The sequence below is a fragment of the Paenibacillus polymyxa M1 genome (assembly GCF_000237325.1).
Lineage (GTDB): Bacteria > Bacillota > Bacilli > Paenibacillales > Paenibacillaceae > Paenibacillus > Paenibacillus polymyxa_C.
On the sequence record NC_017542.1, the window covers coordinates 4,047,380 to 4,069,718 of the forward strand.

The window sequence follows — 22,339 nt, forward strand, 5'->3', positions numbered from 1 at the left end:
GTTATTTCATTTGAAGCATATTATAAATCATCTCAGCAGCTTCCGCACGCGTAACTTCCTGTTTGGCACGGAAGCTGCCATCTGGATATCCTTGTACTAAATTAATCTCAGTAAGACCAAGCACATCCTTTCTGGCCCACTCAACAATTTGAGAAGAATCTGAGTATACATTGCTTTCTTGCTGTGGTGTAGCCTTAATAATGTTATTCACCATTTTAGCAGCCTGCTCCCGGTTTATGACCCGATCTGGACCAAATACTTTGCTACTAAAACCTCGAGCGACTTGATCCTTAATTGCTGTTTTGAGTAGATCAACGTACCACGCCGATGGAGTAATATCCTCGAATTCTAGAGCCATATCCGTTTCGAGCGGTAATTTTAGAGAACGAACAAGCATCGAAGTGAATTCCATACGTGTTACAGGTCTGTTTGGTTCAAAAAGCGTGCTGGACGTCCCTTTCACTACACCCAAATCGGCAAGCGCATTTATTTTCTCTCTATTAAATACCCGCTCGATGTCACTAAAATGATTTGGCTTCGTCTCGATTGTTAAGCCTTGAAAGAACTCTGTTTTTATTTCTGTCGGCTCCTCTACAACAGTCTGAATCGGTTTTGCACTCCCCGCGCCTCCTGCTCCACCACCAGTATCCACAGTGTTCCCTGTAGTTTTGCCGTTTGCTTGTTTTGCCTCCGTGCGTTTTCCTTGACTATTTTCTGCCCAAAGTTGAACGGTATACAATTGCTTCTCTCTCAGTTGTCTCCAGATAAAACCTCGATCCTTGCCACGATATAGCTCAGTTCCTTCTTCACTGGCGAGGACGAAAATATCATTTTCATGTTCTGACTCCCAATGGATGATAAATTCACTATTGGTTGTTTCTGTCTTCGAAAACGCAAACGCTGGAGACGGTAGCGTCTCTACCTGACCTTCTGTTCGCTTACCTTCACCGCTTGTGTTCACTGGCTTAACAGTAATACGATACAATGTAGAACTGTCTAAACCGTCTACTTTAAACTCATGAGCAATCGTATGACCAATAAGCATCTCATTTTTATAGACATTATAAGCATCTGCACCTGGAGCTTCTTGCCACGTAATAAGCAGATCGGTATCCGTTACGCTTTTAACAACCAAGCTACGATCTGCTATTTGACCTGGCAACGCGCGATACGTAAGAGGAGTTATGTCGCCTTCCCCCGTTGTATTCATCGCCTGTATACTAAACGAGTAAATTATACCGGGCTGGATGTCTGAAAGTATAATATAAGCCTTTCTAGTGTTAAAAATTTCTCCTGTATCTTTGCGGATTACAGCATATTGTGAAGCGCTTATGATTTCATCCCAGGTCAGCGAAATCTTTCCATTCCCAAGTTCCGTGACTTTTACATTTTGTACCTGAGGCGGAAGCGTCAGCAGTTGACCCAACGCTGGTGGGCTGTAACCACTGCTGTTCCCACTGCTCACTTGAAAATCGTAGTTTTTCCCACCTGTTAAACCAGATACAACTACCCGTGGTTCCGTACTATAATAATTTTGACCGTTGATTGTTACCTTATATTGAGTTGCCCCATCAACCGGCGCCCATATCAATGTGGCATCATGCTCGCGAACATCTACAGCTGCAAGTTGTATAGGTGAATTAGGTAGTGTTACTACGTTGATAGATGTATCCCGACCCGTACCACTTCGATTGTAAGCCCGAATTTTAATATTGGCAGATCTGCCTGCTGGCAAGCCCTCAAAAGTATATGAACGGATATCACGCGGAATCTGCACCTTTGGTTCATCGTTAACATTCAAGATGTACCCTTCAGCCCCCTGCACATCTTGCCACGCTACACCGACAGAATATACATCCTTGGTTACACTTGAAAGTGTAGTTACCCGATCTGGCAATGTCATAACGCCGAGATGAGCGTAGTCTCCAAATCCTGTTGCATTTTCGGCAGATATACGATAGCTATACTCCGTTCCTGCCTGAAGCTCAGTATCGGTAAATTCTGTATATACATCGTTATAAACCGAGACCTCGTCTCGCTCAAGGGCGTAGTAGGTGGCAGTGATTACAGAATTCCACTTCAAGTCGATTCCATCTTCTCTTATGGTTACATTTCGGAATCCGCTTGGGCTGTCTGGTAGACTTAAAAAAGATACATGCTTTGCTGCCCCCTCTCCCGTGTCGTTTATAGCGGATACAGAAACTTCGTAATACTTACCAGGCTCCATCCCCTTAATTGAGTTATACACATCCTGTGTAACCGTATCCTTAAATATGATTTCTCCCGTATTTGCGTCCGCTGCTGTAATACTATATTTATTAGCTGAAAAAACTGGCGTAAATTCGGCCATAATTTCTGCTGAATGACGAGAGACCGGTCGCAACTGGACGTGATCTGGGGCATCAGGTAACGTTAATACATGCACTCGATTGGAATACGCATTGCCACCTACATGATTACTACATCGCACTTCATACTCATATTCATGTCCTCCTAGTAGCCCTGTATCTGTAAAAGAATTGGTTGGATGGCTAACATCCCAAACCTCATTTGTTGTTAGATTCCGGACTGTATAGACATAACCATCGTTAAGACCAGAGGGTAGAGTCCATTGCAAATCAACCTCTGTGTTGCGTACAGATGTTGCCGACAGCACAACCGACTGCGGTTGCTTTTGAATGCGAAGTGCACTGCTGACCCTTTCGTAGATGTTTCCTGCCTGGTCTTTTACCTTCGCATGGACATACCATTCACCTTCATTTGAAAGATCCAGCTGGACTATGGGATCGACTGCAGTCTCCCAGTTTTCGGGTGAATCGGGACTGTTCGTGACTTTATACTGCATTGTCGATGGTTCAATCCCCGAATGCTGGTCAGCATATTGTATCTTCACGTCAATATGGGTATCCTTCCATTCACGCGAGTTGGGTGTCAGTTGGATGCTCGGCTGTTCCAAATCGATATAAGTTTTTGCAGTCACCGGAACGCTTCGATTTCCAGCTGCATCTACAGCCTGAGCAGTTACTTCTACAATCCCTGAACTATTTAATATTCCCGATGAACCCGGCACATAAGCGCCAGACCCCAATTGATATTCATAATGTAAGGCTGTAGTATCCGTTACACCTGAGAGCGTAAATTGTACTGGCTTATTGATATATCGGGTAGGATTCGTTACCTCAGAAAACGCAACTTTCGGAGGAGTTGGTTTGGTACGATCAATCAGGACCGATTGAGTCACAATTGGACTAGACACATCAAGATTATTGATCGTCCGCGCTGATAGCTCATAACTCCCTTCTGCATTCAATGTAAAAGTGCCATTGTATGTCAGCCACTCCCCTGTTGGACTCAAACGATACTGTGTCATCTTAATTCCATTTGTAGAGTCACTTCCTGACTCAATGGCAATATTCACATCACGGTTTGTTGGACCTGTTTCGCTAACCCGTATAAGAGGAGCCGTCGGCCCCTTTTTATCAATCGTGACTTCTTTGCTTACCTCCCGGCTCACATTACCGACGCTATCGATGGAACGAGCATATATCGTGCTTTTGCCGTCTTGATTCACATGAAACACTCCACCGTAATCCTGCCAATCCTGATTCACAACGCCGGTCAAACGAAATTGAGTATGAGCTAGTCCAGAATAATCGTCTGCACCCGGTTGTAATAAAACGGCATATTCATTACTGTTTCCTGTTACGTCTATATTGGGGGGAGTGGGTGGCATCCTGTCTATCCGGGCATTCGCGGAAGAAAGACCACTATACTGGTTATTCACATCCACTGTACGAGCATAAATTGTATTTACACCATGGTCATAAACAGTGAAAGGCCCGATAAATTGCTGAAATGCTCCTCCATTCAGGCTATATTCATAGTGTTTTAATCCTTCAGGAGCTACATCTCCATCGATCCACACGGTTACAGGCTTTTTGGTCCACCCTGTAACAGCTTGTCCCCCTGCGTCTGCGTGAATCTGGGGTGGTTTAGGCATCAAGTCTGATTTGGGAATAATACGGATTCCAAACCTGGATATTTCATTACTTGTCTGTTGACTAGTTCCCATCGCTCTGAAATATCGAACATCCCTTAATGTAATAGAGTCGGTGATATCTATCCATTTTCCCTGGTAATCGCTATTGGCATAGAATTTCGTTACATTAGTCCATGTATATAAATTCGTTCCGTTAGGTCTCCAACTGTCGCCTGCTGCGGCATTAGATGTATATATATCGGTATGATAAGACCCCTCAATGTAAACAAAAACCCTGTAATCAGAAGTCTTAATAGATCTTCCAATATCAATAAAACGATTTGTCGGCTGTGTAGTCCCATCACATTTATACCTTGCCGAGCCCATGCCAGTGTATACTTCCGTTGCTCCTATCCCACTTCCTGACCAAGAGCCCCAACTGTCGCCCCCACCTGGCAAATTGTTTTGGCAAAAAGGGCCTCCTATGATTTCTTGGGTAGCAGCTGATACCCTTTGCGGGAATATAGGAATGGTCATCAATAAGAGGAGTAAAGCCAGTGCTCCATACACCCATTTACTGTGCTTCCTAACCCTTCGTTTATTTTTTCGATACATATCACTTCTCCTTACTTTATTTTATTTTCAAAGATTTCTACGTACTCGCTTTGACTAAAATAGAAAAAGCACCCCAAACCAAGGCAATAATGCCTGAGTTTGAGGTGCTTCCTCAAGTTCACGAGTATGTTTTGAAGCTATTATACTTCGTTCCAAGCAGGATGTAAACAGAACAGCAAAATGAACTGTAATAAATTCTCGAATTTCTCATCTCAGCGATCGTTTTGAAGTTTTAATCAACCTGAACACCCAAGTTTCGAAAAAATCCCCGCATATTCTGCATGTAAGAGTCCTGAGCAGGAGAAGATTCCTTAAGAAGATTTTGCATACTGTTCATAAACGCAGAAGCTGAGGATGTATCCGCTTTGTCAAACTGATTCGTTAATTGTGGTTTATTTAACAGCTCTTCAGTCTGTTCTGTACGCTCTTTGTATTTATTAATCCAATCGGGGTTTTGAGGAACCTTTTGTGCAAAACTCAACAGCTGGCTTAATCCATTTCCTCCACCTTTGATGTCATTCATGAACGCAGTATATTTTTGAGGATCTACCTGTTTCATCACTTCCGATAGTTTAACGTAATCCTCAGGGGCACCTATCGGACGATCTGCTGGAGTCGTGTAGCTAATATCCCCGGTCTCTGAATCCATAGTTCGTGTCAAGGCAATACCAGCTATCTGGTTCATGGTTTTCATAAATTCCTTGGCTTTATCGCCTTCCATGTAACGATCTGCAATATACTTGGATTGGGAAACTCCCATTTCCAGCAGCACCGCGCGCTGCTTCTCATCCGTTACCGTTCCGTCGACGATAAAATTGGATTGAATCATGTTGTATACTGCATTGGACACTTCTTCCGGCTGATCTTCCAAAACTCGGTTTAATGCATCATTGATCTGTGTTGTGCCAAAATACTTGGCAGCATGCGACACGATGGCCCCTTCAGCCAGCTTTCTGCCAGCTTCACTAATCTCCACAGTGTCCTGAACGACGAACCTGGAGAGTTTTTCTTCATGTAGCTGGGGGGATAGAACTTGCTTGCTTGCCGGGTCTATCCGTAAGCTACCAGAGCTAAGAACCGCTTGTTGTGCTCTAAGAGGTTCAAAATTCATCCTATTTCCTCCTGTCATGTTTGTAACAGGCAATCTAAGGCGTATGTACAATCTATGTAACCCTGTCGCTATATATATCGGACAAAGCATATATGGAATGAATATATGCTTTGTCCTAAAAATGAACAATTTTTGAAGCAAGCTCCTGACTCTGAATGTGAATTGTTAAACAAACAAGCTGACGCTGTCACTGCTTAATAGAACAGTACATCAACCGCCATAAATGCTATAAGCAAAGTGATATACAATATCTGTAGCTGTAAGTGAAGTACCTGACACCTGGGCAGCTACACCTGAAAGATCATAGTAATGTGTAAAGCTTATGGGACCAGACAAGTATTCTGCAATACTTCCCGTAGAATGCGGCAGGGAAAGGGTCACACTAAAGGCTCCATTTTGATCCGTATAACCAGTACCTGTACGAGTTCGATTCCCGCTGCTTTCAGTCCAGTTCTGGTTCAACCATGTCACATTAACTGGTGCATTTGCTACTGGATAATTATCCGTTGTAGTAACAACACCCTTTACAGTCAGGCTGGTGTTTCCATTAACCCGATAATGGCGACCGTAAGAGTAGGATGGATAGTCATTCGGACCGTTTTTAGAGTCATAACCGTTAATTACAATTTTTCCAGCCCGAAGTACTGGTTTAAGTGTGAGTGCATATAAATGGTCGGGTGAATACTGGTTTGTGGTGTACACTCGCACATAGTAGGTTCCCGTATTCAAAGTGACATTATGATTGGTTTGCGGCAGAAGCGCCATTTGGTTGCCACTAAGAGCCCCATAAACTTCCGCTTTGTAACCGTAGCTTTCCGAAGTGCTGTCCAGTTTGACATTCAAACCATCATAATTGCGATTCGCAGGAATTGTGATTTGATACCAATCATTGTCAATTCCTGAATGAATGGAGCGTGAATTAAGGGTAGATCCCCCTGTACTAAATGTAAAGTTATAGGCATGAAAAGCACTCTCATCCGGTTCATAGGCATCATATTGGGAGTTTACATCCACGGTTAAATAGAAAGGATCATTTATGCTCGATCCCTTTTTGGAATGGACTGCAACTGCGTAAGCTTTCTCAGATCCGGTAGCATTGCGGCTTCCTACGTTTTCAGGAAGTGATGCCGATCCCTGTTCATACTTGTTAAAATAGGTTCCATAGGTGGAGGCGTCAATAGCATTGGGGTTGATATCCCCTGTTGTCATATCAAATTCGTACAAGTATAAGTCATAGTCAAGCTGCTCTGAAAATGGACCATCCAACTGTGCCTGCAACAATTCACCTGGCTTCACATAAATCGGATATAAAAACTGCGTGCCTCCCTCTTCCGTAATTGTACCTGAATACGTAGCAGAAGAAGCTGTGGCTGCCGTTGGACTAGCTTTCAGGGAAGGAAGGGTCTCCCTTTTCAAAGAGAATGTCTCTGGTGCTTTGAAATTGATATTTTCCTGCATGTTATAAACGGAGGATGTAATACCTTCAGGCTTGTCCACCCGGGTTAAACGCTCAATAACATCTTCGTTGTTCGTTGTTAGCTGAAAACTGGAATCAGCTTCAATAGCTTGTTTCTCCTTGTTCAACTCTGTACCTTGACTCGCGTTTGCAGTCATCCCAAAAGCAAACAGGAGCATCAAGCTTAGCATAACTGAAATAGCCTTTCTGAACCTCTTCATACTGAAATCCCCTCTCAAATGGTTTAAGGAATTCCCGCTATACCCTGGAGAACCAGGGCAATTCTAGGCTGTTGTCTCTATCATAAAACATTCTTGGTTCTAATGGAATATATTGTGTAAATATTTTTTAGTCTTCATTCCCTAAAATAGAAACCCCTAGAGTCAATAGATTATATGATAATTCTGGGACAATAAACTTATTTTAGACACTATTTTACCATAAAAACCCTACCAATCTCTTGTTTATACGATATAATAAATAGATATGGGTAGTACTTTTAGCCTATATGAGCGTCGAATTACCCATAAACATACATAAAAAAGGGGAATACAGATGAAAAAACTCACCGTATTTATGCTAGTATTGTGTTGCTTTTCAATTTTGTCAGCTTGCTCTACCGATCCAGTAAAAAAAGATTTAATTACCTATGTGAATGACGGAATGCTTCCGTTAGCACAAGATGAAAAAGCAGTAACTGAAAAATATGAATCCGTGACCGGGGATAACTTCACAGATGATGAAACACTATATAATACGTTACGAGATGATATTATCCCAGAATACACCAAATACCTGGATAAGGTTGAGGCAGTAAAGACGGAAACTCCTGAGGTACGAGCTGTCCACGAAACCTACATCAAGGCAGTTAGCACTCAAAAGGAAGCACTCATTACGATGGTCGATGCGTTGGAAAAAGGGGATCTGAACTTAATTAATGAGGGTAATACCAAGCTAAGCGAGGGTAAAAAGCTATTCAGAGATTTTGGTGAACAGGTTAACACACTTGCTAAAGAGCACGACGTGAAGATCAATAAGAAATAAATTTTAAAGCTCCCGTCTGGGGAGCTTTTTCTATATCCTAGGAATACTCGAAGCAAATTACCGCTTTCTTTAATTCTCGATCATAAAATAAGTAAACCGTATCAGCTCCAAACGCTTGAAAATAATACCCGGTGAAAGAACCGATATATGTAAATGTCTCACCATTGGTACGTTTAGGCACATGAAGCAAGTTAGTTTGCTCGAACTTAAGCATCTCTTCCAAGGATTCGTCATATTCCTTGATGTAGCTTTGAGCCTCATCAGACTGAAATGCAATATCATCCAGAATACCGTTGACTTCGGGAAAGCTTAGCCCCCAACCACTGGATTGCTTTTCCTCAAAATCGTGGGTGAGCTCTTCCACAGACTTTTTGGCCTCTCCAAAGGAGGAATAAGGATAGATTTTATTATTTTCTAAGAAAAATGCTTTGCGAGCTTCGTAATCTTGTTCATTAGCTGTGTACACCTGCTCCAGTCCGTCCAACGCCATGACTTCTCTCTTCATACGTAGGTACGCTTTATCCCCGGTAGATTTCAGCGCTTCATAGGTAGCTTCCAGCTGCGCTTTCTGATGAAGACTAAAATAATTCCAGTCTGCTTCGAATTTGTATTTGCCGTCAATTACATCGAATCCCAGCATATCTTCCTTGGTATATAAGGTATGAAATTGCTGAGTATTTTCACCCACACAGCCTTCGTGGATTTCTTTTACGGAAACAAAATGAAGCCACTCGTCCTGCTCTGGAAATAAAAATTGGAGATTAATCGAGCAAATTGGCAGAAAGTGTTTGCGGTGATGTTCAAGATCGCTGGCAAATACGTCCTCGTATGCTGGAAAACGTTTGATAAATCTCTCTGGTATGTTCATAGATGCTCCTCCTAAATTATACGGTTCTATGGTTGCTTTTCGATCCGAAACGTCCCCTCACTCGAAATCACGCTGTAAATTTCATCAAATCCTTCTTCGTAACTTGGGACCTCTAGTTTACTCATTACACTTTTAATACCGATTTCAGGAATATACTCTTTGCCTGTGCGCTGCTCATTACGCTTAATAGATTCAGCATAATCAGGTTCAAAGTAGTAGCCAATGATTTTAAATCCCTTGTTTTTACAAGCATCTATATATTTCTTTCGTTCTTCGACTGTGGGATTTGTATTGTCCACTACAAAACGCTGCATCGTTTCGATGGAGGTCTGAAGGTACATATTTTCCCTATTTCGTGTTTTAAGCATATCAAGATTTATTCGCATATGTGTTTTGAAGAATCGTTCTTTATAAAAAGTCGATTTGCCCGAAGCCTGAATTCCTATAAAAATGACACACTCCAAACCTCACACATCCTTGTTCAGATATACATATTGGTTAATATAATCTCTATTTTGTGAAAAGATTGGCGTGTCATGATCAACATCCCACTTGCTTCTGACGGCTTCTCCTTTGTTATACTGTTGTTTGGTAATACAGATTCCCCGCTTTTGCCAGACCGGAAGGTCGTTCCAGTTCAGTCCTTTTTCCACAAAAAGCTTGTCTTGGAGCTGACTTCCGTTCAATCCTTGTAGTTCTGAATGCTTAAAATAAGCTTGAGCTACCATAGAAATGCTGTTTTTAGTAGCATCTTGTTGTCTCCATAGAAAGTAGTTGGCAACCTCATCGTGAGGCAAAACCCATGCTCTTGCATCAAAAGTGGCTAGAGGCTTATCCGGATAAACTTTCTGGATTTCCTCATTAAATTTGGCAGTAGCCAAAGAGGCAGATATAGACACCATCTTTTGAAGATTATTTTCAAACCATGATTGTGTCGTTAATTTGTCATAATTCGTAAGAAGCAGAGAGATTTCATCACTCTGATGGTACACCAGTTTACAGCCCATAATATTATAAGCCAAATATTTGCACGTCTCCCATAATGCAAAGATTAACTTTTCATCAAAAGGTTTCGTCATCCCACGTGTAAAAGTATGAAAATGAGCACCATCGATTCTGATAATTACGGGTAAACGGCGGGGCAGACTTAATCTATAAGCATTTTCATATTCCTTCATTCTATTTCCAAAATCATCTTTTTTCATAAACTATGTAGCTCCTTCACTTTTCATTGCATCCAAACATCGAAATCAATCAAAGGTGCAGCCGAACTCTCCAACAATATGGATATTGTGGGTTCCAATTTCTTTTTATTTCACAGCAATATTATCCTCGAACACAAAAACGGAGATGGCTATATCCTCCTCCACTTTAATATCTGAAAAAAGATGCAGTAAGCGGGAATCCATATACTCCTCCAGTTCTTTATTGAACTGTACAGGATAGATTTTTTGTACCATTTTGGTTCGAGCTGCATGCACCATCTCTCTTCCTGCAACCTCTTGTGCAAGAAATTTTTCAGATGGGGTTAAATTGCCGTATAGCATTGTGATGGCCATATTATCTACAAAGGTTGTATGTATGCGTTCCGGGCCTTTTCCAAATAGCTCTTTACGTACTTTTCGAATAATTTCGTTAAAACCCGTTTCCTTTCTCATATCGCACCGCTCTCCTAAATCTACTAAAATCCTTGTTACTATTTCCATCATAACCGATTCCTATCATATAAAACAGAGATGAAGCGAAAGTGATTCTTGGAACATGCTTACCATTGAACGTCATAGAAAAGAAAACGCAGCCCGCCCGATCGGACAGACTGCGTATATTACTGAATCCAAACGGACTAGTCCTTCACCAGTCGATTCGATAGCATCAACATGATAAAAGAGAATAGGATAATGACGGCTACCCAGCTCCAGGAGAGTGTCATATTTCCGACCTCGGACGCGGTGTAAATCGCCGTAGGCAGGGTTTGAGTCTGTTCAGGAATATTACCCGCAAGCATCAGTGTAGCACCAAATTCCCCTAACCCTCGGGCAAATCCGAGAATGTACCCTGAAATAAGCGGTCGGTAGGCAAGGGGCATCGTAATATGGCGAAACACTTGCCATTCGTTGGCACCTTGCGCACGTGCAGCCTGCTCTACTTCGGGTTCTACAGCTTCAAAACCTGCTTTGATCGTCCGATAAGCCAGTGGAAAAGCAACAACTACGGCCGCCACCACTGCGGCTCCCCACGTAAATACAATGGTCTGCTGGAACAGGCTTTCAAAGGCAGTGCCAATCCAGCTTTTCCTTCCCAGCAAGATGAGCAATATAAAGCCGACAACAGTGGGAGGCAAAACAAGTGGAAGAAGTAGAACGGTCTCAATCACACTGATTCCTCTCCGCAGCTTGCAGTTCGCCATCATCCGAGCTACCACAGTTGCTAATAAAAAGACAATAATGCTGGCAACGACAGCGACTTTGACAGATACGATAACCGGAGGAAGAAAAGCCGACCAATCCAACGGGACCCCCTCCTTTATCTGTGAATTCTATTTCTTTTCTGTTGGAGCTGAAAATCCATCTTTACTGAATACGCTCATGGCTTCATCTGTACGCAGAAAATCGACAAACTCGCCTGCTTCCTTGCTGTGTTTGGTTGCTTTTACAATACCTTCTGGATACAGGATAGGTGCATGCAATTCCTCAGGTACTTCTAGTGCTACGACTGTTTTATCGGATGATTTGGCATCTGTCAAATAAACGAGTCCAGCATCGGCATTACCTGTTTCAACATAGTTTAATACCTGTCTTACGTCTTTGGCGAATACCATCTTCGGTTCCAGCTTGTCCCACAATCCGGCCTTTGTCAGCGATTCTTTGGAATATTGTCCGGCTGGAACGGTAGTAGGCTCCCCAACAGCAAGCTTTAGGAAAGAAGGATTTGTCAGATCATTGAGTGTAATACTTTTGTTATCCGTGCTGTTCGCCTTATCTTGCGGAACAACCACAACCAGTTTATTTTGAAGCAGTACGCTATCTTTTTCCACTAATGAAACATCGGTTAAAACCTTCATTTGCTTCATGCCTGCCGATATAAATACGTCAGCGGGTGCACCCTGCTCAATTTGTTTTTGTAAAGTACCGGATGAAGCATAGTTAAAGGTAAGCTTGATATCTGGGTGCTGCTTTTCATATTGATCCTTGAGCGTATTCAGACTATCTTGAAGACTCGCAGCGGCAGATACAATCAACTCTGTTTTGGGTGCGGACGGTGTCGACTGTACAGCAGCCGGAGACGAACACCCAGCCAGAACCCATGCCAACAATCCAACAAACGTGAATATGTACCCGAATCTCTTTTTCAATTTGTTTTTCCCCTGTCCTCTAAATTCCGAAATGAGTTGACAATGCAATCTCATAACGGTCCAAATCTATTGGGTCAACCCAAATATTTGTGATAAATAGATCTTGCCTCGGCGATATCCTTGGTGCCATGGATCAGAACACGTCCATCCTGAAAAAGAACCAACCGATGCGCTCCAATGACAACGGATACTAGATATGGATTATGCTCCACTTTGCCCCCTTGGCGGGATAGCAGGCGTGCCGCTTCGTTCAGATCACGTACAGCACCCGTGACTGGTCGAATCTGAACCGTATCACGTCCGCACAGTACAGCCGTTTTAGCCTGATGCTCCGATTGTAGAAATGGATACACTGGATGCTCACCACACGTCGGACAATCTATTTTTTTCATGGCGCTGATCTGGATCGCCTGATGTTGATTATTCCATAGATCGAAGGAAATCAGCTTGCCTTGTAAGGCTGAATTGTCCCCAGTCAGCAGCTTCAATGCTTCGGCACTTTGGTAAGCTGCCACCATTTGTACAGCTGGACTAATGATACCGACCGTATCACAGGTGGCACCGCCGAGCGGTACAGTTCCGAGCAGACAATGCAGACAGGGTGTCTGTCCTGGAACGATCGTAAAGGTTGTCCCGTAGCTACCAACACACGCTCCATAAATCCAGGGGATTTGGTGCTTTACAGCGTAATCGTTCAAAAGCAGACGTGTATCGAAATTATCAGTGGCATCTACGATGAGGTCCACCCCTGCGGCAATATCGCCGATTTCCTCCAGTGATACATCTTGGACTAGCGCACGGATGTCCACGTCCGAATTGATTTGCTGCAATCGCCTCTGGGCGGCCACTGCCTTGGGTATCTGTTCATGGGCATCCGCTTCGTCGTAGAGCTGCTGGCGTTGCAGGTTGCTCCAGTCTACATAATCTCGGTCTACCAACGTCAACCGTCCGATGCCCGCTCGCACCAGCATGTCCGCGTTCGCAGTTCCCAGTGCTCCAGCACCTACCATTAATACATGCTTGCTGCGGATATTTTTTTGTCCTGTCGGCCCGATTTTTCCGAATAATTCCTGCCTTGAATATCGGGCGTGAGACGCCTGCGTGTGTGCTTTTGCATCAGCATCCGTTATTGGGTCCTTTTTCATTTCAGACATGTTAATTTACGCCCCCATACTTCTTATCCATTAATTGCTGCAAGTTGATCAGACAAGATAAAAGTCCAGATGTCCCGCCTAACTCGAAGTTATGGGGTGTTATGAGGATTCCAGCCACCTAGCTGGTGCCCCTTCCACTCCGAGCCGTCCTCCCACACTTCCTTTTTCCAAATCGGTACGATTTGCTTCAAGCGTTCAATGGCATGGCGACTGGCCTCGTAGCAAGCATCACGGTGCGCAGCAGAAACAGCAATCACGACGCTGGTCTCTCCAATCCTTACCGTACCAAGCCGATGTGTAATAGCAGTGCGCGTTGACGGCCAACGATCTGCAATTTCGTCACCTATCTGCTTCATCGTGTTCATGGCCATCGGCACATATGCTTCATATTCAAGCAGCACCGTTCGCTGACCTTGTGTAAATTCCCGAGTCGTACCATTAAAGGTCAATGAAGCCCCATGTGAAGGGTCGTGTACCTTGGAGGTTACCTCATCAGCATCAATCGGATCGTAGGTAATAGCGTATAAGCCACATTTTGAAACGACTGTCTCCATTCCGGGTGCTGACTGATGAAGAGCAATTGCGTCTGATGGAAGCACAAGTTCATCTGGAGAAGCCAACTTCTTATGATGGGTAAAAAAAGAACCTGACAGTTGTGAAGCTATCTCCGGGTACAGCTCATTCAGCCTTGTTCGAATGTCTGCAATGGTCACCGTTTCCTGTGAAAGTTCCATAGTGATCACGTCACCAAATTGTTCCGCCATACCTGCGAATAATTGAATATGATATTGCATTATGCACCCGCCCCCCTTTAATACACCCTATCTATCGAATTCACCTAATCTGTTATTGAAACTCATCCTCCTGAAACCGGAGGAATAATCGCAATCTCATCATGTATACTAACCAGATCCTCAGGAGCGGCGTAGGCCTGATTTCTGGCAACAAAAGCCCCCTGCAACTGGGCCGCTGCTTCAGGAAAATATTTGGACAGCAAGTCTTTTAATTCGCTGACGGTCATCGTTTCCTGATCAGCAGACACCGTGATCATAGGCTTTCCCATCAGTTCTGCAAGTCCGGCAAATACTTGAATATGATAGTTCATTAAGTAGGTTCCCCCCTTTCAGTACAAGAATGACCATCGCATATACACCAAGAAAAACCAACATGAACTAATACCTCGAAAGGTTTTATTCCATGCTGGTTAACGATGATGGTCTACATTGATTATTTTTTATATTATATTTTAGATTCTACCAGTTCATCAATCCGCTCCGTGTGCGTGTACACGTTCAAAGAACGACTTCGTATAAAACCTACGGTAGTAATCCCGAGATCCTCTGCCAATTCAAGTGCAAGCTCTGTGGGAGCTGACTTGGACAAAACAACCTCACAACCAATTTTCGCAACCTTCAACAAAATTTCAGACGAGATGCGCCCACTGAATACGATGATTTTATCTTGTAATATAATATCATGCTTTAGGCAGTACCCATAGATTTTATCGAGCGCATTGTGTCGGCCGATATCCATTCTGGACAGGATTATTCCGTCTTTATCACACAGCGCAGCATTGTGAACGCCACCAGTCTCCTGAAACGTATGTGCCGAGGTTTGCATCAAATTCATCAGCCGAAAACAGTCATCGAAAGATACCGTAACATGAGCATCATTCATTCTTTTTGCCACTTTGGCATCATTTATAAAGTAAAATCCCTGTCTACTTTTTCCGCAGCAGGAGGTAATGTATCGTTTGGAATGAAAGTTTTGATAAAACTCATTCATCCGACGGGTTTTAATATGAACAAATCCTTCTTTTTCCTGAACCCAAATATCTTCGATATCATCATACCGTTGAATGACGCCTTCAGAGGCCAAAAAGCCTACTGCCATATCCTCTACATACTCTGGTGTACAAACCATGGTGGCAAATTCCTGCTGATTGATTTTAATGGTCACCGGATACTCCGTCACCACTGTGTCTTCAAAACGCTTGATTTGACCGTCCCGGTAACGTAGGATCTCGCGTTTTACCTCAGCCGGCTTTTCCATGTGCTCAACTCCCTTGTTTCTGACAGGCTGGCTCTTTGGTTCACCCGCCGATATGTGACATTTCAATTTTGGACGATGCTTGCTTTGTATGAGTCAACCGTTCCTCTGAATAGCGGTCGGTACGTCCTCTCCATACACGCTCAATGTAAGATCTAATCTCATCATCGGATTGCTCGGACCGCAGCATCGTGCGAAGCTTGTACCCTTTAGACGCAAACAGGCATGTGTACAAGGAGCCCTCAGCAGAAATTCTCGCCCGTGTACATGTGGAGCAGAAAGCGTCCGTAACGGATGAAATAATGCCGATTTCCCCGTCTCTGTCCAGATACCTATAGCGCGTCGCTACCTCACCTTTGTATTGGGGTGGAACAGGTTCTAACGGCATGTGCTCGTGGATCGTTTCGATGATCTGTTGCTTGGAAACAACCTGATCCAATTTCCAGCCATTGGTGTTGCCTACATCCATAAATTCAACAAAGCGCAAAATATGCTTTTTCTTTTGAAAATAGTCGGCCATGGGCACGATATCCTGATCGTTAAAGCCCTTTTGCACGACCATATTTATTTTCACCTGCATTCCCGCTTGAGCTGCAGCCTCAATACCTTCCAGCACCGCCTTTACACTGCTTCTCCCCCCGTTCATTCGGCGGAATCGATCATCATCAAGCGAATCCAGACTAACTGTCACTCTCTTCAGCCCCGCCTCCCGTAGTGACGCTGCATATTTAGGCAAAAAGACACCGTTTGTCGTCATGGCAATATCTTCGACCCCATCGAGTTGAGTTAGCGAATGAATGAGCGAGGACAAATCTTTCCTCAGCAACGGCTCACCCCCAGTAATGCGCAGCTTTGTAACACCCAGCGAGACAAAGATACGAGAAAGGCGGGTAATTTCCGCAAAGGTCAATATTTTTTCTTTTGGCAAAAACGGATAGTCATGGCCAAATATTTCTTCAGGCATACAATATCGGCACCGAAAATTACATCGGTCTATGACGGATATTCTCAAGTCCCGTAACGGACGATTCCATTGATCGTCGCTGCGGTTCGCCATCCCGTTCACCTCAATCCGTCTTCATTAATAAACCTCTTTAAACTCTAAACTGAACCAAAAAACCGGCATCACAACAACTTCTTCGCTTATGAATACCGAAGAATCTGCTAAATGCCGGTTAATTTATCTACATCAGGATTTTACGAATCCTCACATCATGTGATATAGAAAAATCAAACTAACAAGCGCTGCGCCAAATAAAATATACGCGATTCTCACGTACACTCCATTCACGAATGCTCTCAAATAGATACATTCCTATTGTTAGCAATCCTGGAACGTTTGTCAATGATTTTTCGCTTTCTCAATTGATAATCATTATCGATTAAAAATTTTAATAAATCACCGTTGAACTATCTTAAATTTTACGCTATAGTTACACCAGATGACATGCAGAAAATGACATATTCAATTTATTGATATACAGACGGTGCGTACTGTCTGGTATTAATACATACTTCTATGGCGGATTGGCCTCCAGGACCTAGAGCTTGGTCACTACTCCACCATAAACACAAGTGCTTAAACACGAGCACTTGTGTTTATGGTGGAGTTTTTTTGTTCCCAATTTTAAAATTCAAAATCTGAAAGGAGCCTGAACCGTGACGGATAGTACGATCAAAATTACATTAAACGGACAGGAACTGAAAACGAATAGCAGTGCAACCATTCTTGAAGTAATCAACGAAAACAATATTGCCCATCCCCAACTGTGTTACGTTCCCGAAGTGGATCCGATCCGCACCTGTGACACATGTATCGTGGAAGTAGACGGAAAGCTTGTACGCTCCTGTTCAACACTTGCTACGAATGGAATGAATATTCATCTACATTCAGATCGCGCAAAAGCAGCTCAAACCGAGGCTATGGATCGTTTGCTGGAAAATCACCTCCTCTACTGTACAGTGTGCGATAACAACAACGGTAATTGTAAACTGCATAACACCGCAGAGCTTATGGAAATTGAACATCAAAAATATCCATATCGACCGAAGGTTGATCCCACAGAAGTGGATATGTCCCACCCTTTTTACCGTTATGATCCCAATCAATGTATTGCATGCGGCCAATGCGTAGAGGTATGTCAGAACCTTCAGGTCAATGAAACACTGTCCCTCGACTGGGAGGCTGAACGCCCTCGCGTGATCTGGGATGAAGGAGTTGCAATTAACGATTCCTCCTGCGTCAGCTGCGGTCAGTGTGTAACGGTCTGCCCATGTAACGCCTTGATGGAAAAGTCCATGCTGGGAGAGGCCGGCTTCATGAGCGGCATAAATAAGGATTTATTAAATCCAATGGTTGATCTAATTAAGGAAGTGGAGCCAGGCTACAGCGGTATTTTTGCAATTTCGGAAGCTGAAGCAGCGATGCGTGAAACCCGTACGAAAAAAACAAAAACCGTCTGCACGTTTTGTGGTGTAGGTTGCAGCTTTGAAGTTTGGACCAAAGGCCGCAAAATTTTGAAGGTACAACCTACCTCTGAGGGGCCTGTTAACGGCATTTCGACATGCGTCAAAGGGAAATTCGGTTGGGATTTTGTGAATAGCGATCAGCGTTTGACCTCGCCTTTAATTCGTCAAGGAGACGAATTCGTGGAAGCAACCTGGGAAGAAGCCTTGAGCCTGATGGCCAGCAAAATGGGAGCGATCAAAGAAACCTACGGCGGCGAGGCACTCGGCTTTATTTCTTCGTCCAAATTTACCATTGAAGAAAATTATCTGATGCAAAAGCTGGCTCGTCAGGTGTTCCAAACGAATAACGTTGATAACTGCTCACGGTATTGCCAATCTCCTGCATCATGGGGTCTACAATACACCGGAGGCATCGGCGGAGACAGCGGTACGATTAAAGACATTGCCTCAGCAGGTTTGGTCATACTGGTCGGCTGTGCGCCGGGAGAAGGACATCCTGTGCTGGCTACCCGCATCAAACGTGCGCATAAGCTGCATGGTCAAAAGCTGATCTCGGTGGACCTGCGCAAACATGAAATGGCAGAACGCGCAGATCTGTTCATGCGTCCGAAGCAAGGTACGGATTATGTATGGTTATCCGCTGTAGCCAAATACATCATTGAGCAAAACTGGCATGATGCTAAATTCATTGAGGAACATGTAAATTTCTATCCTGAATATTTGAAATTGCTGGAGAACTTCACCTTGGAATTCGCCGAACAGGAAACTGGCATTTCCAAAGAGACGCTGATTCAGGTAGCAACCATGATTCACGAAGCGGATGGCACGGCCATTTGCTGGGGTATGGGCGTGACACAAAACATCGCAGGCTCCTACACTTCGATTGCAATTGCCAACCTGCTGCTGGTGACTGGCAACTTTATGCGTCCGGGTGCAGGCGCATATCCGCTTCGTGGTCATAACAATGTGCAGGGCGCTGCCGATATGGGTACGATGCCAGATATTTTCCCTGGCTATCAGCCCGTAACGAACGATGCCATTCGTTCCAAGTTCGAAGCGGCCTACGGCGTACAAATTCCAAGCCAACGCGGACTGGACAACATTCAAATGCTGGAAGCCATTGAGACGGGTAAGCTCAAAGGTATGTATATCGCTGGAGAAGAAATGGCATGGGTGGATGCGGACTCCAACCATACCCAAGAAATGCTGGCGAATTTGGATTTCCTTGTCGTTCAGGATGTATTTCTGAGCAAGACAGCTGAATTCGCTGATGTCATTTTGCCAGCCGTACCTTCACTCGAAAAAGACGGAACCTTCACAAACACCGAACGTCGCGTACAGCGTTTATACGAGGCGCTCCGCCCTGTAGGAGACAGCAAACCGGATTGGTGGATTTTCAGCCAATTTGCCAAGCACATGGGATTTGATTGGGATTACAGTCATCCGAGTGAAATTTTTGAGGAAATGGCGGCGCTCACTCCATTTTTCTCCCAATGTAATTATGACGTATTGGAAGGCTGGAACAGCTTCCATTGGGGATCGCCGGATGGTAGTAACACACCGCTTCTGCATACCAACGGCTTTAACTTTCCAGATAAAAAAGCACGCTTGGGACTTTTCGAATATGTACCACCAAAAGAGTACCCCGCTGAATTCGATCTGACCTTAAATAATGGTCGACTGCTCGAACAATTTCATGAAGGAAATATGACGACAAAGTCAACAGGCCTTCAGCTCAAACTTCCAAAAGTATTTGTGGAAGTTTCCCCTGAGTTGGCTGAGGAGCGTGGAGTTACAGACGGATCGCTGGTTCGGCTGGAATCTCCCTATGGTGCGGTCAAGCTACGTGTTCTGGTGACGGACCGGGTACAGGGAACTGAAATTTATGTGCCAATGCACTCTACCAGCCATGAGGGTGCTGTCAATCTATTAACTGGTGGAGCATTTGATGTCATCACCCGTACACCAGCCTATAAACAAACCAAAGTACGGATGCAAATTTTGGAGATCGATGGTCAGAATCCACTGCCTCGTATCAATCCACGTTATAAAAAGCGGCATCCGCAAAATGGGGTTGAAGTGAACCGTAAGTGGAATCGTCCCGGTTACGTCGATTTGGTAGATCAAAAATAAGGAGGTCAAACCATGGCTAAGCCTATTTCAATTGTGAGAAAACGTATTTTGACAGCAGAAGAACGGCAAAAACAATCCCTGGATCAACTGACTGCCGATCTGGCGGACAATGGGGCAGCATTGCAGAAGACACTTGAAATTGTACGGGAGCTGCACGACAGCGGTCTTCTCGAAGCAGCCCAGTCTATGCTAAAAGCCAAAGAAACCATCGCCAAAATCGCTGTAGGACAAGCGACGCGCAAGCCTGTGACGAACATGATCAATAATCTGATGGGTGCAGCAGGGATGCTGTCCGAGGTAGACCCCGGGCTGATGAAAAAACTGGCAAACAGCGTCACTACAGGTTTGAATGAAGCCGAAGAGCATCTAAAGCAGAATAAAAAGACGCGGCTGCGTGATCTTATGAAGGCCATGAATGACCCGGATGTAAACCGGGCAATGGGGTTCGGTATTCATTTTCTCAAAGGCATGGGAAAAGGTTTGTCTGATCAATAGCTTAATAGATGAATAGTTGGAAGACTACTAACCACATTCAATAAAAAGAGCTGGCTCCGTAAACGGGGACAGCTCTTTTTATTTACTTTTTATCCACTTGCAACAACGTCACCGTTTTATGAGAAACCGCATCTTTTATTTGCTCGTCTGCGATGACCTTAAGCTTTAGCAAGCTGGCAATTTTTGAAGAATCTGGTTTTGAAAACAAGCGCCATAGTTGAGGATCGGGCAATGCATCATACAATTTCGCATGATCGTATTCCTTGCGGTGCTGCTGTACAATCCTGACTCTGTAGTTGCCAATTTCCCAATCGGATACTTCCTGCTCTGCACAATGAGCGGTAATGTCATTACGCAAATCAGCCAGTTCGCCTTCAATTTCTTTTTGCTTTTGCTTTAACTGGTAATAGCGACGCACCTTGTTTTCCAATTCCATCACGCTCCTCTGCTTACATATGTATGTTGGCAGAAGCGTTTTAGGACAAGTTTTATCATGTCAGGATATAAGGTGTAACTGTAACTGACACAACATTTCCCGGGTAATGGTAACGTCGATGAATTGAGCCCTCATTATTCAAACTTTATTTAGGTACATTCGCCCCTGGAGTTACAGGTCCCGCTCCTTTGGACTCCCCCTTGCGCTTCATATAATTGGCCCAGTATGCCGTCAGAATTGGCACCAAAATAGAGGTCACTATGACCGAAGCGGCTACTAATGCTGTTGCAGATTGTGCAACAGGCAAAAATTCAGGTTTGATATTGGCAACAATGACTGGATTGGCTACCGCTGCACCTGCTGTGCTGGAGGCTGCAATTCCTGCCGTACCATTGCCACCACCAATATATTTGTCCGCCAGAATCAGCGGAATACCTGTAATGATAATGACAAAAATACCCAACAAAATACCTAGTACGCCTGTCTGAACAATAACACTCAGGTCAATGGAACACCCCAGTGCAAAACCGAAAAATGGAATCAGAGCCTGTGTCGCGTTTCCAAAATATTTACGGAAATCATGATCCAGATTGCCCAACATAAAGCCGACCAAAAATGGTAATACGGCACCGACAAATGTTTGCGGTTCAAAAACGGCCAGTCCGGTACTACCTAGAATAAGCATGGTCACCAGCGGGCCCGATTCCAGTGACATCAGCACAAATGCTCCTGCCTCTTCCTTGGAGCCATACTGCTGCATAATGGAGGCATAGAGCCCGCCGTTCGTCATATCCATAGCAGAGATCAGCGCCAGCACCGACAAACCTGCAAATAGCCCACTTTCTACGCCGCCAACAGGCAGCAATCTGGACGCTATGATCGCCACGACCCAGGCGACCGCGATTTTAGTCAATACGAGCGTTCCTGATTTACGCAAAACAGTGCCTGTCGCTCGCACATCTATGGAAGCACCCATACAAAAAAACCACACTGCCAAAATGGGCACCGTACCGGTCATCAATCCCTTGGTAAAAGATCCAAAATAGTCACCTGCCCATGGAGTAAACGTATGAAAAAGTGCGCCAATAAACAGCGGCACCAGCATAATGCCCCCAGGAATTTTATCGATATTTTGTTTGATTTTCATAACTTCATTCAACCCTTTCGTTTTTGCCAAT

General features: G+C 44.1%; 19 protein-coding genes. 3 read left to right on the forward strand and 16 right to left on the reverse strand.

Annotated elements, in window-relative coordinates; all coding sequences use genetic code 11:
- Window position 1 precedes the first annotated feature (1 nt).
- From PPM_RS18155 to PPM_RS18165, 3 genes are all read right to left on the reverse strand, one after another.
- Window positions 2-4,594 carry a fibronectin type III domain-containing protein gene (locus tag PPM_RS18155; RefSeq protein WP_013372238.1) on the reverse strand — a complete coding sequence of 1,531 codons (4,593 nt, stop codon included), beginning with the start codon at window positions 4,592-4,594 and terminating at the stop codon, window positions 2-4.
- Window positions 4,595-4,826: 232 nt separating this feature from the next.
- The gene (locus PPM_RS18160) at window positions 4,827-5,705 is read right to left on the reverse strand and encodes a hypothetical protein (protein ID WP_013372239.1); all 879 of its coding nucleotides are present in this window, start codon (window positions 5,703-5,705) and stop codon (window positions 4,827-4,829) included.
- Between the two features lie 210 nt (window positions 5,706-5,915).
- Window positions 5,916-7,382, reverse strand: coding sequence for an Ig-like domain-containing protein (locus PPM_RS18165; RefSeq protein WP_013372240.1), 1,467 nt, complete (start codon window positions 7,380-7,382; stop codon window positions 5,916-5,918).
- Window positions 7,383-7,716: 334 nt separating this feature from the next.
- Here PPM_RS18165 and PPM_RS18170 point away from each other — a divergent pair, with 334 nt between their 5' ends.
- On the forward strand, window positions 7,717-8,205 hold the full coding sequence (locus PPM_RS18170) for a hypothetical protein (protein WP_013372241.1): 489 nt from the start codon (window positions 7,717-7,719) through the stop codon (window positions 8,203-8,205).
- Window positions 8,206-8,242: 37 nt separating this feature from the next.
- Here the strand turns inward: PPM_RS18170 and PPM_RS18175 are convergent, their stop codons facing one another.
- From PPM_RS18175 to moaA, 11 genes are all read right to left on the reverse strand, one after another.
- The gene (locus PPM_RS18175; protein WP_013372242.1) at window positions 8,243-9,073 is read right to left on the reverse strand and encodes a hypothetical protein; all 831 of its coding nucleotides are present in this window, start codon (window positions 9,071-9,073) and stop codon (window positions 8,243-8,245) included.
- A gap of 26 nt (window positions 9,074-9,099) precedes the next feature.
- The gene (locus PPM_RS18180) at window positions 9,100-9,537 is read right to left on the reverse strand and encodes an AAA family ATPase (RefSeq protein WP_013372243.1); all 438 of its coding nucleotides are present in this window, start codon (window positions 9,535-9,537) and stop codon (window positions 9,100-9,102) included.
- A gap of 3 nt (window positions 9,538-9,540) precedes the next feature.
- A complete protein-coding gene (locus PPM_RS18185) occupies window positions 9,541-10,278 on the reverse strand; it encodes a tRNA(His) guanylyltransferase Thg1 family protein (RefSeq protein ID WP_013372244.1) in 738 nt (245 codons plus the stop codon).
- Window positions 10,279-10,383: 105 nt separating this feature from the next.
- Window positions 10,384-10,731, reverse strand: a complete 348-nt coding sequence (locus PPM_RS18190; RefSeq protein WP_013372245.1) for a DUF2294 domain-containing protein — start codon at window positions 10,729-10,731, stop codon at window positions 10,384-10,386.
- 185 nt (window positions 10,732-10,916) lie between these two features.
- Window positions 10,917-11,582: a molybdate ABC transporter permease subunit gene (gene modB, locus PPM_RS18195; RefSeq protein ID WP_013372246.1), complete on the reverse strand. Its 666-nt coding sequence runs from the start codon at window positions 11,580-11,582 to the stop codon at window positions 10,917-10,919.
- Window positions 11,583-11,609: 27 nt separating this feature from the next.
- Complete coding sequence (gene modA, locus PPM_RS18200; protein ID WP_013372247.1) at window positions 11,610-12,425, reverse strand: molybdate ABC transporter substrate-binding protein; 816 nt, start codon at window positions 12,423-12,425, stop codon at window positions 11,610-11,612.
- Window positions 12,426-12,499: 74 nt separating this feature from the next.
- On the reverse strand, window positions 12,500-13,579 hold the full coding sequence (locus PPM_RS18205) for a thiazole biosynthesis adenylyltransferase ThiF (protein ID WP_013372248.1): 1,080 nt from the start codon (window positions 13,577-13,579) through the stop codon (window positions 12,500-12,502).
- 89 nt (window positions 13,580-13,668) lie between these two features.
- Window positions 13,669-14,373 carry a molybdenum cofactor biosynthesis protein gene (locus tag PPM_RS18210; protein ID WP_013372249.1) on the reverse strand — a complete coding sequence of 235 codons (705 nt, stop codon included), beginning with the start codon at window positions 14,371-14,373 and terminating at the stop codon, window positions 13,669-13,671.
- Window positions 14,374-14,435: 62 nt separating this feature from the next.
- The gene (moaD, locus tag PPM_RS18215; RefSeq protein WP_013372250.1) at window positions 14,436-14,684 is read right to left on the reverse strand and encodes a molybdopterin converting factor subunit 1; all 249 of its coding nucleotides are present in this window, start codon (window positions 14,682-14,684) and stop codon (window positions 14,436-14,438) included.
- A 134-nt stretch (window positions 14,685-14,818) separates the two neighbouring features.
- Window positions 14,819-15,631: a formate dehydrogenase accessory sulfurtransferase FdhD gene (gene fdhD, locus PPM_RS18220; protein ID WP_013372251.1), complete on the reverse strand. Its 813-nt coding sequence runs from the start codon at window positions 15,629-15,631 to the stop codon at window positions 14,819-14,821.
- Between the two features lie 40 nt (window positions 15,632-15,671).
- Window positions 15,672-16,685, reverse strand: coding sequence for a GTP 3',8-cyclase MoaA (gene moaA, locus PPM_RS18225; RefSeq protein WP_016324579.1), 1,014 nt, complete (start codon window positions 16,683-16,685; stop codon window positions 15,672-15,674).
- Between the two features lie 602 nt (window positions 16,686-17,287).
- Here moaA and fdhF point away from each other — a divergent pair.
- The gene (gene fdhF, locus PPM_RS18230; protein ID WP_013372253.1) at window positions 17,288-20,230 is read left to right on the forward strand and encodes a formate dehydrogenase subunit alpha; all 2,943 of its coding nucleotides are present in this window, start codon (window positions 17,288-17,290) and stop codon (window positions 20,228-20,230) included.
- A gap of 12 nt (window positions 20,231-20,242) precedes the next feature.
- Window positions 20,243-20,725, forward strand: coding sequence for a DUF1641 domain-containing protein (locus PPM_RS18235; protein ID WP_013372254.1), 483 nt, complete (start codon window positions 20,243-20,245; stop codon window positions 20,723-20,725).
- Between the two features lie 82 nt (window positions 20,726-20,807).
- Here PPM_RS18235 and PPM_RS18240 read toward each other — a convergent pair whose 3' ends face one another.
- The gene (locus tag PPM_RS18240) at window positions 20,808-21,161 is read right to left on the reverse strand and encodes a hypothetical protein (protein WP_013372255.1); all 354 of its coding nucleotides are present in this window, start codon (window positions 21,159-21,161) and stop codon (window positions 20,808-20,810) included.
- Between the two features lie 145 nt (window positions 21,162-21,306).
- Window positions 21,307-22,308 (reverse strand): 2-keto-3-deoxygluconate transporter, encoded by a 1,002-nt coding sequence (kdgT, locus tag PPM_RS18245; RefSeq protein WP_013372256.1) that lies wholly within the window; start codon window positions 22,306-22,308, stop codon window positions 21,307-21,309.
- Between the last annotated feature and the right edge of the window lie 31 nt (window positions 22,309-22,339).